This is a genomic window from Geobacillus thermopakistaniensis (assembly GCF_000498995.1).
GTDB classification, from domain to species: Bacteria; Bacillota; Bacilli; order Bacillales; family Anoxybacillaceae; genus Geobacillus; species Geobacillus thermoleovorans.
On sequence record NZ_AYSF01000001.1, the window covers coordinates 106386 to 119846 of the forward strand.

16 protein-coding genes are annotated in these 13461 nt (G+C 54.9%); 6 read left to right on the forward strand and 10 right to left on the reverse strand.

Annotated elements, in window-relative coordinates:
- The first annotated feature begins 8 nt into the window (after positions 1 to 8).
- From gerQ to T260_RS137240, 3 genes are all read left to right on the forward strand, one after another.
- Positions 9 to 614: a spore coat protein GerQ gene (gerQ, locus tag T260_RS137245; protein ID WP_014196990.1), complete on the forward strand. Its 606-nt coding sequence runs from the start codon at positions 9 to 11 to the stop codon at positions 612 to 614.
- A 134-nt stretch (positions 615 to 748) separates the two neighbouring features.
- Entirely contained in the window at positions 749 to 1249 is a 501-nt protein-coding gene (locus tag T260_RS0119355; RefSeq protein WP_014196991.1) for a hypothetical protein, read from the forward strand.
- A gap of 19 nt (positions 1250 to 1268) precedes the next feature.
- Positions 1269 to 2171: a prenyltransferase gene (locus T260_RS137240; protein WP_014196992.1), complete on the forward strand. Its 903-nt coding sequence runs from the start codon at positions 1269 to 1271 to the stop codon at positions 2169 to 2171.
- A 52-nt stretch (positions 2172 to 2223) separates the two neighbouring features.
- Here the strand turns inward: T260_RS137240 and T260_RS137235 are convergent, their stop codons facing one another.
- The 4 genes from T260_RS137235 to T260_RS137220 all read right to left on the reverse strand — a co-directional run bounded on the left by T260_RS137235 (position 2224) and on the right by T260_RS137220 (position 4418).
- Complete coding sequence (locus tag T260_RS137235) at positions 2224 to 2595, reverse strand: DUF423 domain-containing protein (protein ID WP_014196993.1); 372 nt, start codon at positions 2593 to 2595, stop codon at positions 2224 to 2226.
- A 267-nt stretch (positions 2596 to 2862) separates the two neighbouring features.
- A complete protein-coding gene (locus tag T260_RS137230) occupies positions 2863 to 3162 on the reverse strand; it encodes a YwdI family protein (protein ID WP_025039370.1) in 300 nt (99 codons plus the stop codon).
- 13 nt (positions 3163 to 3175) lie between these two features.
- A complete protein-coding gene (locus T260_RS137225) occupies positions 3176 to 3865 on the reverse strand; it encodes a uracil-DNA glycosylase (protein WP_013524842.1) in 690 nt (229 codons plus the stop codon).
- A gap of 169 nt (positions 3866 to 4034) precedes the next feature.
- Positions 4035 to 4418: a YkvA family protein gene (locus T260_RS137220; RefSeq protein ID WP_014196995.1), complete on the reverse strand. Its 384-nt coding sequence runs from the start codon at positions 4416 to 4418 to the stop codon at positions 4035 to 4037.
- 128 nt (positions 4419 to 4546) lie between these two features.
- Between T260_RS137220 and T260_RS137215 the strand changes: the two genes are divergently transcribed.
- From T260_RS137215 to T260_RS137205, 3 genes are read left to right on the forward strand one after another with little or no spacing between them, the layout of a single operon-like run.
- Complete coding sequence (locus T260_RS137215; protein WP_014196996.1) at positions 4547 to 4897, forward strand: STAS domain-containing protein; 351 nt, start codon at positions 4547 to 4549, stop codon at positions 4895 to 4897.
- On the forward strand, positions 4894 to 5382 hold the full coding sequence (rsbW, locus tag T260_RS137210) for an anti-sigma B factor RsbW (protein ID WP_014196997.1): 489 nt from the start codon (positions 4894 to 4896) through the stop codon (positions 5380 to 5382). Before T260_RS137215 ends, rsbW begins: the two co-directional genes overlap by 4 nt.
- Positions 5342 to 6112 (forward strand): sigma-70 family RNA polymerase sigma factor, encoded by a 771-nt coding sequence (locus T260_RS137205; protein ID WP_014196998.1) that lies wholly within the window; start codon positions 5342 to 5344, stop codon positions 6110 to 6112. Before rsbW ends, T260_RS137205 begins: the two co-directional genes overlap by 41 nt.
- A gap of 49 nt (positions 6113 to 6161) precedes the next feature.
- Here T260_RS137205 and T260_RS137200 read toward each other — a convergent pair whose 3' ends face one another.
- The 6 genes from T260_RS137200 to T260_RS137180 form a co-directional block, all read right to left on the reverse strand.
- Entirely contained in the window at positions 6162 to 8030 is a 1869-nt protein-coding gene (locus T260_RS137200) for a SpoIIE family protein phosphatase (protein WP_128738851.1), read from the reverse strand.
- A gap of 292 nt (positions 8031 to 8322) precedes the next feature.
- Positions 8323 to 8472 carry a hypothetical protein gene (locus T260_RS1000000139880; RefSeq protein WP_014197001.1) on the reverse strand — a complete coding sequence of 50 codons (150 nt, stop codon included), beginning with the start codon at positions 8470 to 8472 and terminating at the stop codon, positions 8323 to 8325.
- Positions 8473 to 8680: 208 nt separating this feature from the next.
- Positions 8681 to 10063 (reverse strand): glycine--tRNA ligase, encoded by a 1383-nt coding sequence (locus T260_RS137195; protein ID WP_023633296.1) that lies wholly within the window; start codon positions 10061 to 10063, stop codon positions 8681 to 8683.
- Between the two features lie 288 nt (positions 10064 to 10351).
- Positions 10352 to 11182, reverse strand: coding sequence for a glycosyltransferase family 2 protein (locus tag T260_RS137190; RefSeq protein WP_014197004.1), 831 nt, complete (start codon positions 11180 to 11182; stop codon positions 10352 to 10354).
- A gap of 228 nt (positions 11183 to 11410) precedes the next feature.
- Positions 11411 to 12607, reverse strand: coding sequence for an MFS transporter (locus tag T260_RS137185; RefSeq protein WP_023633297.1), 1197 nt, complete (start codon positions 12605 to 12607; stop codon positions 11411 to 11413).
- Between the two features lie 288 nt (positions 12608 to 12895).
- Positions 12896 to 13390, reverse strand: coding sequence for a PTS sugar transporter subunit IIA (locus T260_RS137180; RefSeq protein ID WP_013146670.1), 495 nt, complete (start codon positions 13388 to 13390; stop codon positions 12896 to 12898).
- Positions 13391 to 13461: the final 71 nt, after the last annotated feature.

The window sequence follows — 13461 nt, forward strand, 5'->3', positions numbered from 1 at the left end:
GGTTCTTTATGCCGAACAATCCAGAAAATCAATTTTATCCACCTGATGAGGAGCAACAATCATTTTATTATTCGCCGTTCGGTCAAGAACGGCAACAACCGTATGCATCCTATCCATACGGCTATCCGTATCCGCAGCCGTACTATCCGGCGGCGTACCCGTATTATTACTATCCGCAAGCGGCTGCCGCTCCAACCGTGACGCCGGCGACAGCCGCCGCTCCGACGTTCGGTTTGCAGGCGCCGACGTTCACGGCCCCGACACCGACGCCGACCACCGCCGCTGCGCCTGCGGCGGCAGGAGCGGCGATCCCGGGGATGCTGCCGCTCGAAGAGTCGTACATTGAAAACATTTTGCGGTTAAACAAAGGGAAAGTCGCTACCATCTATGCGACGTTTGAAAACAACCGTGAGTGGAATGCCAAGGTGTTTCGCGGCGTCATTGAAGCGGCTGGACGTGACCATGTCATTTTAAGCGACCCACAAACAGGCACACGCTATTTGATCCCGATGATTTACCTCGATTATGTCACGTTTGAAGGAGAAATCGCCTACGAATATCCGTTTGCCGGCGCTACAGCCGCAACACCGCTTGCTACGTATTCTCCACGCTAAACGGAAAAACTGTCTTTTGACAAGAAGGTTGCCGATGGCAACCTTCTTTTTTTGGTTGACGTGATGGCCATCACAAGCTGCTACTACACGGCCTTATATAATGGTGGTAAATGACACAAAAGAGGTGTCTACTGATGGTTTGGACGTCGCGTGATTTCCTGCTGGGGGTACATCTTATCGCGGCGATCATGTGGGTGGGGGGCGTGGCATTCATCGGCTGGGCAGTGTATCCAGCCTCCCAATTCATGCCGCCTCTTGAGCGCCGGCAATTTTTCCGCTCGCTCATGCAGTGGTCGCATCGGCCGCTCGCCGCGGCAAGTGCCGTCGTCATCGCCACTGGCATATGGCTTGGCACAGCCGCCGGACCGATCAACCGTTGGGCAGATGTATGGCAGACCGCCTATGGCCGTGTATGGCTGACCGCCCTTCTCACAGGCATCGCAACGCTCGCTTGGGGGATGTTCGTCGGCTACCGCAAGGCGATGACGGTGTTTTCCAATGAAGACCTTTGGCGCCAAGCCAATGGCGGTGACGATGCGCCGTTAAAAAAAGCGATGACCTCGATCATTGCCGTTCAGTCGGTCGAAGCGGCCGGATTTGTCGTGCTCATCGTATGCATGCTTTTACTCTCCTAACGGAAACGAGGGGTTCGCATTGCGATATGAACATCGTGAAGAAGATCGGCATTGGGTTTACCGTTTTTCATGGCTTCACTTAATGCGCCCGCCGACATGGAGCGGAACGATCAGCCCTGTGCTGGCCGCCACCGCGCTGGCGGCGAAAAAGGGCGCCGTTCGGATCGAGGTGCTGCTGGCGATGTTAGCCGCCTCTGTGCTGATTCAGTCAGCCGTCAACATGCTGAATGACTATTTTGATCGGTTGCGCGGCCAAGACGATGACAAATGGACGAACGGGCATGGCCATGGACCTGCCCATCGCTCGATCCCTGCCGTTGCTGGCGCCATGCTGGCCGTCGCGGTTGCGTTAGGCGCGTACTTGGCGTGGCAAAGCGATCCAGCCATCGCGTGGATCGGCGCCGCAGCGATCATCTGCGGGATCGCCTACTCAGCCGGGCCGCGTCCGCTCGCCTCGCTCGGTTTAGGTGAGTTGACCGCCGCCGTTTGCATGGGGCCGGTCGTGACCGCACTCGCTTATGCCGTACAAGGGCATGTTCCAGACACCGCTCTGTTTGCCTTGTCCATCCCGTTCGCCTTGCTGATCGCCTCGATGATTTTGACAAACAACATCCGCGACATCGAAAAAGACCGGCCGTTTCGCCGCACATTAGCCATCCGGCTCGGACGGAACAACGCCGTGCGCCTTCTCGGGCTTCTTCTCGTCTCCGCCTACTTGTCCATTGCTGCTTTGATCGTTTGGCATATCGTTCCTTTGCTTGCCGCGGTCACAGGGCTCGCGATGCCGCTTGCCATCCGGCTTCGTCTCTGTTTCCGCCCCGGCGCTAGTCGAACCGAGGAAAGAAGCGGCATGAAATGGGCCGCCCGCCATCATTGGGCCGTTGGACTGTTGTTGACGTTGAGTCTATGGCTTTCGCTATAGAGCGGAGAGGGACGGCGGCAAAAAAACGGAGCGCTCCGCTCCTGCGCTCCGTTTACAACCATTTTAATGCCGCATATCCGATCATCACCCAAGCGATTAAAAAGGCGACGCCGCCAAACGGGGTGATGGCGCCAAGCGGCTTGATTTGCGTAACACTTAATACGTACAAACTGCCGGAAAACAGCACAATCCCCGCCAGCATCACCCAGCCCGCCGCACCGATCAGCCCGACATTCGGCGCCTTGCCAGCGAGCAATCCGACAACAAGCAGCCCTAATGCGTGGAACATCTGGTATTGGACCGCCGTTTTCCAAATCTCCAAATAACGATCCGGAATCTTCCCTTCCAGCCCGTGCGCGCCAAACGCTCCCAATGCGACGGCTAAAAACGCATTGAGCGCGCCGAGAAGGATGAATGTTTTCATAGCTGTTCCGCCTTTCTAATGAAAGATTGTTTTCCCTCATTCATTAATAATAATGGGAATGTTCCCCGACAACAAATTACTAATGTATGTCAGCCACTTCACTCGACAGAACCGGTCAATGGGGAGCGCTACCGACAAGACCCGCATCCAAGCCGGAGAACCGCTTCTTGTTCTTTGGCGCAAACAAGGACAAGCGGTTTAAAGGAGTTCTGTTGATCAAGAATCCCTGTGGAGAAGGCCGTTCCACGGGGATTCGCTGTCCCACTCTCAGAAATCCAGCAACGACTCTCCGTTCGCCTCATCGTCAATGTCAGGGGAGCGTCCCCCGACAGAAACGGCTCCAAGCGAAAGCCCGCCAGCAACCGAAATCGGCCCGCCGACGACAAGCGGCCCGGCTGCGGCAGACGAAGCGGACGGCTGCGGATGGCTTGTTGCCTCCAACATCAAATCGCATAAAACGCGAATGGCGGCGACGTGTTCACGCACCCGCTGCAGGTCGTTCGTGGACCTCGCTTTCCGCAGCTCATCTTCCATCTTGGCGATAACGGCCGCAAACGAGATGGACATCATTCTCTCCTCCTTATTCAGCACGGACGCCGATGTTTTCGATTTGCCAGTCGATCGGTTCGCGTCCGCATTTCATCAAAAACGCGTTCGTCCGCGAAAACGGGCGATGGCCGAAAAAGCCGCGCGCGGCGGAAAACGGGCTCGGGTGCGGCGCTTCAATAATCAGATGGCGCGGATTCGTAATCCGTTCTTTTTTCTCCTGAGCGTTCCGGCCCCAAAGCAAAAAGACGACCGGATCGTCTTTTTCATTGACGAGTTCAATGACGCGGTCGGTGAATTGTTCCCACCCTTTGCCGCGGTGGGAGTTCGCCTGGCCGCGGCGGACGGTCAGCACCGTGTTTAACAATAACACCCCTTGCTCGGCCCATTTCACGAGATAGCCGTTATCTGGTATGTAGCAGCCAAGGTCATCATGCAGCTCTTTGAAGATGTTGACTAATGACGGCGGCACCGGTACGCCGGGCTTGACGGAAAAACTCAACCCGTGCGCCTGCCCCGGGCCGTGGTACGGATCTTGCCCGAGCAGCACGACTTTGACGTTTGCATACGGTGTATAATGAAGGGCGTTGAAAATATCGTGCATATCCGGATAAATCGTCCGCGTTCGGTACTCCACTTTTAAAAATTCGCGCAGCTTCAAGTAGTATGGTTTTTGAAACTCCTCTTCAAGCAGCGGAGCCCAGTCGTTTTTGAGAATCGGCATTGCGAGCAACTCCTTTGCCATCGGCTTTTTCCTTTTATCATTGTAACCAAAAAGACCCCAGCGTCAAAGCGAAGTGAATGTTCAGATTGAGGCAACCACAGCGAAACCTGTTTCCCCAACAGGAAATGCGCCAATCCCCTGCCTCAGCCATCAAAAATTGAGGGAAAGATCAAAATATCCACGAAATCAACCAGCGGAGCAGCCAGACGCCAAGCAACACGTATAAAAAAATGATCAGCGCCCCAGCGGCCCAATTCGTCGGTTTGCCTTGCTTGGCGAGCTCTTCCGCCCGCGCCCGGTGTTCGGCGACGATGTCTTTCGGCAGCCATTTCAGCGCCAAGTAAATGCCTAGCGGCACAAGCAACAAATCATCGATATACCCAAGAACCGGAACGAAATCGGGAATCAAATCGATCGGGCTGAACGCATACGCCGCAACGCCAAGCATAAAGAGCCGCAGCCAGACAGAGATGCGCCGATCGCGGCTGGCCGAATACAAGACAAAAATTTCCCGTTTCAGCGCCCTTGCCCATTCTTTCCACTTTGTGAACATCGCGTTCCCCTGCCCTTTCCTGTTTCATATAGTATAAAATATGGGTATAGGAGTGTAAACATTGCAAGGTGGACAACCTTCCCGCACCATCATCCAGCTAACTCATTGATTATGTGAGGTGAACGGCTATGGACAGGAAACGATTTCATATCGTGCATGATGAACAGCCGGATCGGCATGTTGTATACATAAAAGGGGAGCTTGATCTAGCGACGGCCGAACAGTTTCAACGCGCCGTCGAGCCGCTCGCTGGCGATGCGTCGAAGCCGCTCGTCATCCGCCTTGAAGAGTTGTCGTATATCGACAGCACCGGCATCGGGATGTTTGTCGCACTGCTGAAAACACGCAAAAAACAAGAAGCGCCGTTTATGATTGAGAACGTGCCGCCGAAAGTCCAACGCTTGTTTGATTTAACCGGCGTATCCTACTTGTTTTCGACAATGAATGACACGACAGAAAGGATCGAGGGGCAATCATGAAAGAGCATGAAACCGTCGTACAGCTGTCGATTCCTGCTGATGCGCAGTTTATCGATGTCGCTCGTTTGACGCTATACGGGCTGGCCGCCAAGATGGGATTTTCCTATGAAGAGATTGAAGATATGAAAGTGGCCATCTCAGAAGCGTGCAACAACGCTGTTTTGCATGCGTACAACGGAAGGGGCGGCGTCATTCATCTTCGCTTTGAGATGCGCGCCGATGCACTTTCAATCATCATTAAAGACGAGGGCAAAGGGTTTGATTACAAACGGGTGGCCAAGCAAGCAGCGCCCCTGTCCGCGAAGCCGCTTGAAGACGTCAAAGCTGGCGGCCTCGGCCTGTTTTTGATGGAAGCGCTCATGGACGATGTCACCGTCACCACAAAGGGCGGAACGGAAGTCCGCCTGACGAAATTCCGCCATCGCGGCGAAGGAGAGCATGCCCATGACTGTATATCCCCCTCCTCTGTCCAAGAGCAAGCTTGACGCCCTCATTTCCGCCTATCAACAAACAAAAACGGAAGAAGCGGCGACCGCCTTGCTCGTGCGCTTCGAGCCGCTCATTGCGGCCGCAGCGAAAAAAATGGCGCGCAGCCGCCCTGACTTTTACGAAGACTTGTTTCAGATCGGACGGCTGTCGTTTTTGCGCCTCCTCGATCATTATGACCCGAGCCAAGGTGCAAGCTTTGAGTCATACGCCATGAAAAGCTTGATCGGCTATATGAAAAACTATTTGCGCGACAAAGCATGGTACATCCAAGTACCGCGCAAGGTGAAAGAAAAAGGAAGCAAAGTGCAGCAGGCGATCGATGAGCTGACCGTCAAGCTCGAGCGTTCGCCGACGCTCGATGAGATCGCCGGCCACTTAGGCTTATCGGTCGAAGAAACGATCGAAATTTTGGCCGGACGGGACCATTACCAAGCCGTTTCGCTCGATGCCCCGGTGCAAGATGGGGAAAAGGATGCGACGACGATCGGTGAATTCGTCGCTGATGAAGCGAACGAAATCGAGTCACTGATCGAGCGAATGGATTTAGAGCAGGCGATCGGCAAACTGAGCGAGCAAGAACAAATCGTCATCGACGCCATCTTCCGGCGCGGGGAAACGCAGCGCTCGTTAGCCGAGAGGCTCGGCGTCTCGCAAATGACAATCAGCCGCATTCAAAAGCGGGCCATCGCGAAATTGAAGCGGCAGCTCGCCGCCTATTCGCCATAACGGTCAAACATCGCGCCGCCTTACGCATCAAGCGGTCGAACTGCCCATGCTAGCGGCGGCGCAGCAGCAACAACGTCTGGTCATCTTTTTGTTCGTATTGATGATACGCTTGAATATGCTCGTACAACTCGCGCACGATCTCCGGCGCCGGCTGATCAAGGTTGACGCGGGCGACCATCGCGGCGAGAACGGAAAAGTCATCGTCCGCCTCTTCGGTACGCTTTTCCGTCACCCCGTCGGTGTACAGCAGCACAAAATCGCCTGGTTCGAGCACAACCGATTTGGTCTCAAATGAAAATTGCGGAAACAAGCCGAGCGCGCAGCCTTTGGCGCCTAGCGGCACGCATTGCTTCGTTTTCGCCCGATACCAAAGCGCCGGTTCGTGTCCAGCGCACGCGTACGAGAACGTATGTGTTTTTTCGTTGTAATTGCCGACAAACATCGTGACAAACATCGACGGCTCCGTGTAGTCGTAGGCGAATCGGTTCAGCAGGTCAAGATATACGTGCGGCTGTGTTCCGTAATGGACGGTCCGGTCCAGAATAAATTTCATCAGCGTCATGAGCATCGCCGCTGGAATGCCTTTTCCCGATACATCGGCAATGCCGACGGACACCGATGTTTGATGGACAGCAAAGTGATAAAAATCGCCGCTCAACACTCGGGCAGGGACGCTGAGGACACCGATGTCGATGTACGAAGGCAAGTTCACTTTCGAAGATGTCTGCAAAAGCGACCGCTGCATATTTGCGGCAAGCGACAGTTCAAAGTCGAGTTGTTCGCGTTCACGCTCAAGCCGCTCTTTCTCTTTTTTCTCCGTCATGTCGCGCAAGACGGCGACAAGCCCCGCCAGCGCACCGTTTTCCAACACCGGCGCCAGCGTATAACCGACTGGCAGGCAGACGCCGTCGCGGCGGCGAAACGGCTCCTCCTCGACGCGAATCACCTCGCCGCTTTTCAGCCGTTTGACGACGCGGCGCAGCTGCTTCCAATCCCACTTGTCGCCGTCTGGCCCCGCGAGCGAGACAAACGAAAACAGTGGCTTGCCTTTCGCCTCTTCCAAAGTGGCGCCGATCAACCGGCTCGCCTCCGGATTCATCCAAACGATTTGCCCGTCGCGATTCACCATCAGCAATCCTTCTCCAAGGGCATTCGCCATCATCTCGAGCTGTTGTTCACGGTGCTTCAGCTCCACGTACGGCTTTTCCACCGTTTCCATATACATGGCACGCACGACATACAAAAATCCAGCCATTTCATAAAGCTGCCCCCATAGCCCGTACCCGCTGCCAAGCATGAGCAACCATTGACCGAGGGCAAATAATAGAAGCGCCATAGACCAGTATAGGGAAGCGGGAGCCCTCCCTTGCCGAAAACGCCGCCATGCGAACACGGCCGCCGCTGCATCAAGCAAACCGACCGCTCCTTCCCCTGCGCGCCACCAAAACGGCCAGCGGCTCGTCCCATGCGCCGGCCAAAACAGGGACGTGATATGGATGAACAAACTAACAGCCGCCGTATACAAAAACGCGGCCAAAAACGCCTGCCAGCGTTGCCCGCTTTGCCGTTCCATCACCTCATCGGGCCGTAAAAAGAGAAAGAGCAGCCCCCAAGCAAGCGTAAAGCGGGCAGCGAGCGAAAATAGCGCCGCCAAAACGTCATCCTCTGTGAAGGAAAGGACAAAATGAACAGAAAAGAGCGCCCCCGCAGAAAAAAACAACGCCCCCATCATGAGCCGCTCGGTTGACAGCGTATGCGGAAATACAGCCCATCCTTGCAAGGCGACAAGCCAACAGACGACGACAGCGGCAAACCCTAAAGAAAGATGAATAGGATGATAGAATTCGGGTAAAAGCAGCAGCTGACCGCCAGCGAACAGAAGCACGCCAAACAGCCCGGCCGCCAGCGTTGCCGCCATGCCGTGCCAACGCGCTGGCTGATATCGTTGATCCTTGTTCACAAATGGTGAACCTCCACTCCTCACGGCTATATGGCTTATTATACCATACGTTGGACATCAATCGCATACGAACGTCGCCGCCTCCTCATTTTCGCTTCCGCCGCCGGAACAACAAAAAGAACGCTCTCTAAACAGAGAGCGTCCTCAACCGCGGTCATTTCCCATGCAATTTTGAAATCGACATCATGAGGCCGGCCGCGCCGGCGGAGACGGTGAAAATTGCCCTTGAGGCAATTGGCGTGCGGATCGGTTATTCGCTTTGTTCAACAGCAAACGGATTGCCGCTAATTTGTTTTCTTATTTCATCCGTCAACGTAAACGGTTCGTTTTTCGCGGCGTTTTCGCCGGCGTCACTAGGCTGATGGCCACTGCCATCGTAATAGATCGGTTTTCCTTCCATGATGGCTAACCCCCTTGATTCGTGCAGGATGCAGGAACTAGTCTATGCTTCTATTTTACCATTTATGCGGCGGAAATTCGATGGTTTTTTGAAATTTTAACTATAAAAGCGGTTCCGTTTCCAGACTTTTTTCAATCGCCTGCTTCCTTGTTTGGCAAAAAAGCCGATAAAAAACCGGGGCCTCACGAATGCCCCGGCGTTCCCGTCATCAAAAAGCGATTTTTTCATCCAAAAAGGCTTTGAGCTCCCCAATCGGCAACCGCACTTGTTCCATCGTGTCGCGGTCGCGCACGGTCACTTGGCCGTCTTGTTCAGACTCGAAATCGTATGTGATGCAAAACGGCGTGCCGATTTCATCTTGGCGGCGATACCGCTTGCCGATCGAGCCGGTTTCATCATAGTCGACCATGAAATGTTTCGCCAGCTCTTCGTAAATGCGGCGCGCCCCATCAGCGAGCTTTTTCGACAACGGCAAGACAGCCGCTTTGTACGGTGCAAGCGCCGGATGCAAATGCATCACCGTCCGGGTCGTGCCGTCTTCCAGCTCTTCTTCGTCATAGGCGTCGATCATAAACGCCAACGTGACGCGGTCAGCGCCAAGCGACGGCTCAATGCAGTACGGGATGTAGCGTTCATTCGTTTCTTGGTCGAGATAATGGAAGTCCTCGCCCGAGTATTCCATATGCCGCTTTAAGTCGTAATCCGTGCGCGACGCGATGCCCCACAGCTCGCCCCAGCCGAACGGGAAATGGTACTCGATGTCAGTCGTGGCGTTGCTGTAGTGGGACAATTCTTCCTTCGCATGGTCGCGCAGGCGGATGTTGTCCTCCTTCATGCCAAGCGACAGCAGCCACTCCTTGCAAAACTGCTTCCAATACTCAAGCCATTGCAGCTCTTCGCCCGGTTTGCAGAAAAACTCGAGCTCCATCTGTTCAAATTCGCGCGTGCGGAACGTAAAGTTGCCCGGCGTAATTTCATTGCGAAAACTTTTGCCGATTTGCGCGATGCCAAACGGCAATTTTTTGCGCATCGTGCGCTGGACGTTTTTGAAGTTGACGAAAATGCCTTGCGCTGTCTCTGGGCGCAAATAAATTTCGTTGGCGCTCGACTCGGTGACGCCTTGGTACGTTTTGAACATTAAGTTGAACTGGCGAACGTTCGTGAAATCGCGGCTGCCGCATTCCGGACAGGCGATGTCGTATTCCTTGATGAGTTCATCCATCTTGGTAAGCGGCAAACCGTCGACGATCATCTCGATCCCTTTTTCCTCGAGCGCCTTCTCAATCAACTTATCGGCGCGATGACGCGCTTTGCACTGTTTGCAGTCGACCATCGGATCGTTGAAGTTGCCTAAGTGGCCGGACGCTTCCCACGTTCTCGGGTTCATTAAAATGGCGGCGTCGAGCCCGACGTTGTACGGCGACTCTTGAACGAATTTTTTCCACCACGCCCGTTTAATGTTGTTTTTCAGCTCAACGCCAAGCGGGCCGTAATCCCATGTGTTCGCCAGCCCTCCGTAAATTTCCGACCCCGGAAAAACGAAGCCGCGATGCTTGGCATGTGCGACGATTTCTTCCATTGTGACAGCCATCGTGTTCATCCTCCTTCAATGTGATGTCCACCAATCAAAAACGCCCTCGCCCCTAGGCCTGACGCCTAGGGACGAGAGCGTAGCTCCCGCGGTTCCACCCTAGTTGATGCGCAAATCACGCATCCCCTTTTTGCCATTTCCGCTCCGGACTGCCGTTTCATTAACCATCTTCGCCGGGCTTCCACCGTCCCCGGCTCGCTTGGGAAGAGAGGGTTAACTACTATTGATCCGTCATCGCGATCCATATATGATTTTGTCCACTATCATAACAAACCCCAAAACCTTTTGTCAACGCCATCCTGCCTTTTTTTGCATCCAAAACCGCGACACGATCGGCTGACCGTTCCAAATGACTTCGGTGTCCGCCCGGCGCTTCGCGACTTCCGGCTCGTCAAGCAAGAGCCAAAAGTTTTTCACCGGCAAGTCGCCGAGCCCATGCTTCTCGCAAAGCCGCCGCAAATATTGGCGCCGCTTGCCGCCTACCTGTCGCGACACGTTGTCGCCGTCCGGGCTGAATGCATACAAGACCGTCGCCGCCGCGACACGGGCGACGCGACAGACGACCGCCGCGCGCAAAAAGAAGTCCCAATCCCAATAATGGTGGACAGACGGGTCAAAGCAGCCGATCTCGTCATGGAGCGATTTTCGATACACGCTTCCAGACGGGACGTACGTCGAAAACGTCCGCATCGCTTCCAAATCATACTCATAGGCAAATAAAAAACGGGCGGATGGGACGCGCTGATCGTTTTCCACCCGATACTGGACAATTTCCGCATCGGCATAGGCGAAGTCCGCATGCTCGAGCGCTGCGACCATCCGCTCGAGATGGCACGGCAACACTAAGTCATCGTCGTCGCAAAGCATGATGAATTCGCCGCGCGCCGCTTGGACGCCTGCGTTGCGGGCCGCGACATGTCCTTCGTTGTCGCGGCGGTCGATGAGACGGATGTCAAGCTCCGGGTACAAGACGACGACATCATGAACCGGAACGCCGCCGTCATTGACAATGATGACCTCAAACGGCTTGTACGTCTGCCGGCTTAACGACTCGAGCAGCTCGGCAAGCGGATACGGGCGATTGTACGTCGGAATAACGACAGACACGGACGGACGCAAGATTGATTCACCGCCTCTCGCACTGGCTTTCCCCCTTGGCGTCCGCGGGCGTCGATGCGCACACCCACCAAAAGCTTGGCCAATCAAAAAAGGGGCTTACCCTTAAGGTACCGCCCCTGCCGTTTGTTTGTCAATTTCGGCGTGCCTCCCCTAACGAGCGCCACGAACCAAAGCCCGCAACTCTCGTGAGAGATCTGTCTTAGAGAATGTCCCTTACAACGATTTTCCTCATGCAAGCTCCTGCTGCTTCGTCTCGCTGCCCAACACCGCGACCGCCAAAACGGCGACAAGGACCGATAGACAAAACAGCGTGAAAATGGCCGTCACCGACACCCCTTGGGCGACAAGCGAACCGACCAACAGCGGGCCGAAAATGCCGCCGATGCGGCCAAACGCCGCCGCCATGCCGGCGCCGGTCGCACGAATCGACGTCGGATACTGCTCCGGCGTATACGCATACAGCGCTCCCCAAGCGCCGAGGTTGAAAAACGACAAGAAAATGCCGGATGCCATCAGCCCGACGAGCGACTCGGCCGTGCCGAAAAAGTAAGCGCTCAATGCTGTGCCAAGCAAGTACGTGACCAAGACAAATTTCCGCCCCGCCCGCTCGATCAGCCATGCGGCGCTGAAATAGCCGGGCAATTGCGCCAGCGTCATGATGAGCACATATTCAAAGCTTTTAATTAAACTAAACCCTTTCATCACCATAACGCTCGGCAGCCATAAAAACATGCCGTAATACGAAAAGACGACGCAAAACCAAAGCAACCAAAGCATAACCGTCTCTTTCCGATGGGGAGCGGACCATACTTTGACGATATTGCTCCACACCGTCTCCTCTTTTTGCGCGGCCGCAAACCGCGGCGAATCGGGCAGGCGGAGGCGCAAATAGATCGCATACAGCGCTGGAATCGCCGCCAGCCATAACGCCGTTCGCCATCCGTAAGCTGGTATGACGAAATACGAGATGAGCGCTGCCAATAGCCAACCGCCAGCCCAAAAGCTCTCAAGCAGCACGACAACCCGGCCGCGGTCGGCAGCCGGCACCGCCTCCGAAACGAGCGTTGACGCGACCGGCAGCTCGCCGCCAAGTCCCATGCCGATCAAAAAGCGGAGCGCCAAAAACGCCGCCAACGTCGTCGTCAGCGCCGACAACCCGCTGCCAAGCGAGAACAGCAACAATGTGAAAATAAAAACGTTTTTCCGCCCGATCCGGTCGGCGAGCAGCCCGAACACGAGCGCTCCAACCGCCATGCCGATCGAGTTGACGCTGCCGATCCAGCCGACTTGGCCGGCCGTCAAATTCCAGTCTTTTTGCAAGGCCGCCATCAAAAACGACAACATGCCGACATCCATCGCGTCAAACAGCCAACCGAGACCGGCAATGCTTAACAGCTTGCGCTGGGAAATCGTCGGTTCGTTCATGTGTATCCTCCTGTCATTATCGATGTAAAGACATCATCTACTGTTCATTATAGAGGGGGACGGAAGTAAATTCAATCCCGTATTGCTCATTTTCTCACAAAACGAACCGCAACAGTCATAAAAAAGCCGCCGAAAAGCGATTGCTCTCGGCAACTTTGCTCGTGCCAACCCATCTTATAATTCCCATTTCTCGATGTCCATATGAAGATGTCCATGAGTTCCAAATAAAATCGTTCGGTCGTCCGGATGCGGAAAAAACCGGGCGGTGAATTCCTTTCCCTGCCGCCCTTATTTCATTTTGACATGAAATAAGACCGTCTCGCCTTTTTTGGCTGATGCCTCGGCCTCTCTCTCGAGGCTTTCGAGGGCGTCGCCGTTCGTGATGATGATCGGCGTCACCGCGCTTTTCGCTTTCTCGCGCACAAGCGGCAAGTCGACAGAAAGAAGCCGATCGCCCCGTTTCACTCGGTCGCCGGCTTTGACATAGGCGGTGAATCCTTCCCCGTTCATCGACACGGTGTCGATGCCGACATGGATGAGCAGCTCCACACCCGCTTCCGAACGCAAGCCGATGGCGTGTTTCGTCGGAAAGAGCTGGATGATTTCACCATCGACCGGAGCGACGACATCCCCATCCGCCGGATCGATGGCGATGCCATCGCCCATCATTTTTTGCGCAAACACCGGATCCGGCACGTCTTCAAGCCGCATGATCGTCCCGTCAAGCGGCGCGGTGATCGTCTCTTCCTTCGGCTGTTGCTTGCCAAACCATTTTTTGAACAATGGGCGTCATCCTTTCTGTTCAGTTCGTCTGACAACAAGTATACCTGAACAGAAGGAAACTGCAAACGGTG

Excerpts from the sequence above, each read along its gene's own strand:
- T260_RS1000000139880 (WP_014197001.1), bottom strand. The coding sequence starts at position 8,472 with ATGGAAGGAAAACCGATCTATTACGATGGCAGTGGCCATCAGCCTAGT.
- T260_RS137195 (WP_023633296.1), bottom strand. The coding sequence starts at position 10,063 with ATGGCTGTCACAATGGAAGAAATCGTCGCACATGCCAAGCATCGCGGC.
- T260_RS137185 (WP_023633297.1), bottom strand. The coding sequence starts at position 12,607 with ATGAACGAACCGACGATTTCCCAGCGCAAGCTGTTAAGCATTGCCGGT.
- T260_RS137220 (WP_014196995.1), bottom strand. The coding sequence starts at position 4,418 with ATGTTCACAAAGTGGAAAGAATGGGCAAGGGCGCTGAAACGGGAAATT.
- T260_RS137225 (WP_013524842.1), bottom strand. The coding sequence starts at position 3,865 with ATGCCGATTCTCAAAAACGACTGGGCTCCGCTGCTTGAAGAGGAGTTT.
- T260_RS137200 (WP_128738851.1), bottom strand. The coding sequence starts at position 8,030 with ATGGCGGCAACGCTGGCGGCCGGGCTGTTTGGCGTGCTTCTGTTCGCT.
- rsbW (WP_014196997.1), top strand. The coding sequence starts at position 4,894 with ATGAAAGAGCATGAAACCGTCGTACAGCTGTCGATTCCTGCTGATGCG.
- T260_RS137235 (WP_014196993.1), bottom strand. The coding sequence starts at position 2,595 with ATGAAAACATTCATCCTTCTCGGCGCGCTCAATGCGTTTTTAGCCGTC.
- T260_RS0119355 (WP_014196991.1), top strand. The coding sequence starts at position 749 with ATGGTTTGGACGTCGCGTGATTTCCTGCTGGGGGTACATCTTATCGCG.
- T260_RS137205 (WP_014196998.1), top strand. The coding sequence starts at position 5,342 with ATGACTGTATATCCCCCTCCTCTGTCCAAGAGCAAGCTTGACGCCCTC.
- T260_RS137215 (WP_014196996.1), top strand. The coding sequence starts at position 4,547 with ATGGACAGGAAACGATTTCATATCGTGCATGATGAACAGCCGGATCGG.
- gerQ (WP_014196990.1), top strand. The coding sequence starts at position 9 with ATGCCGAACAATCCAGAAAATCAATTTTATCCACCTGATGAGGAGCAA.
- T260_RS137230 (WP_025039370.1), bottom strand. The coding sequence starts at position 3,162 with ATGTCCATCTCGTTTGCGGCCGTTATCGCCAAGATGGAAGATGAGCTG.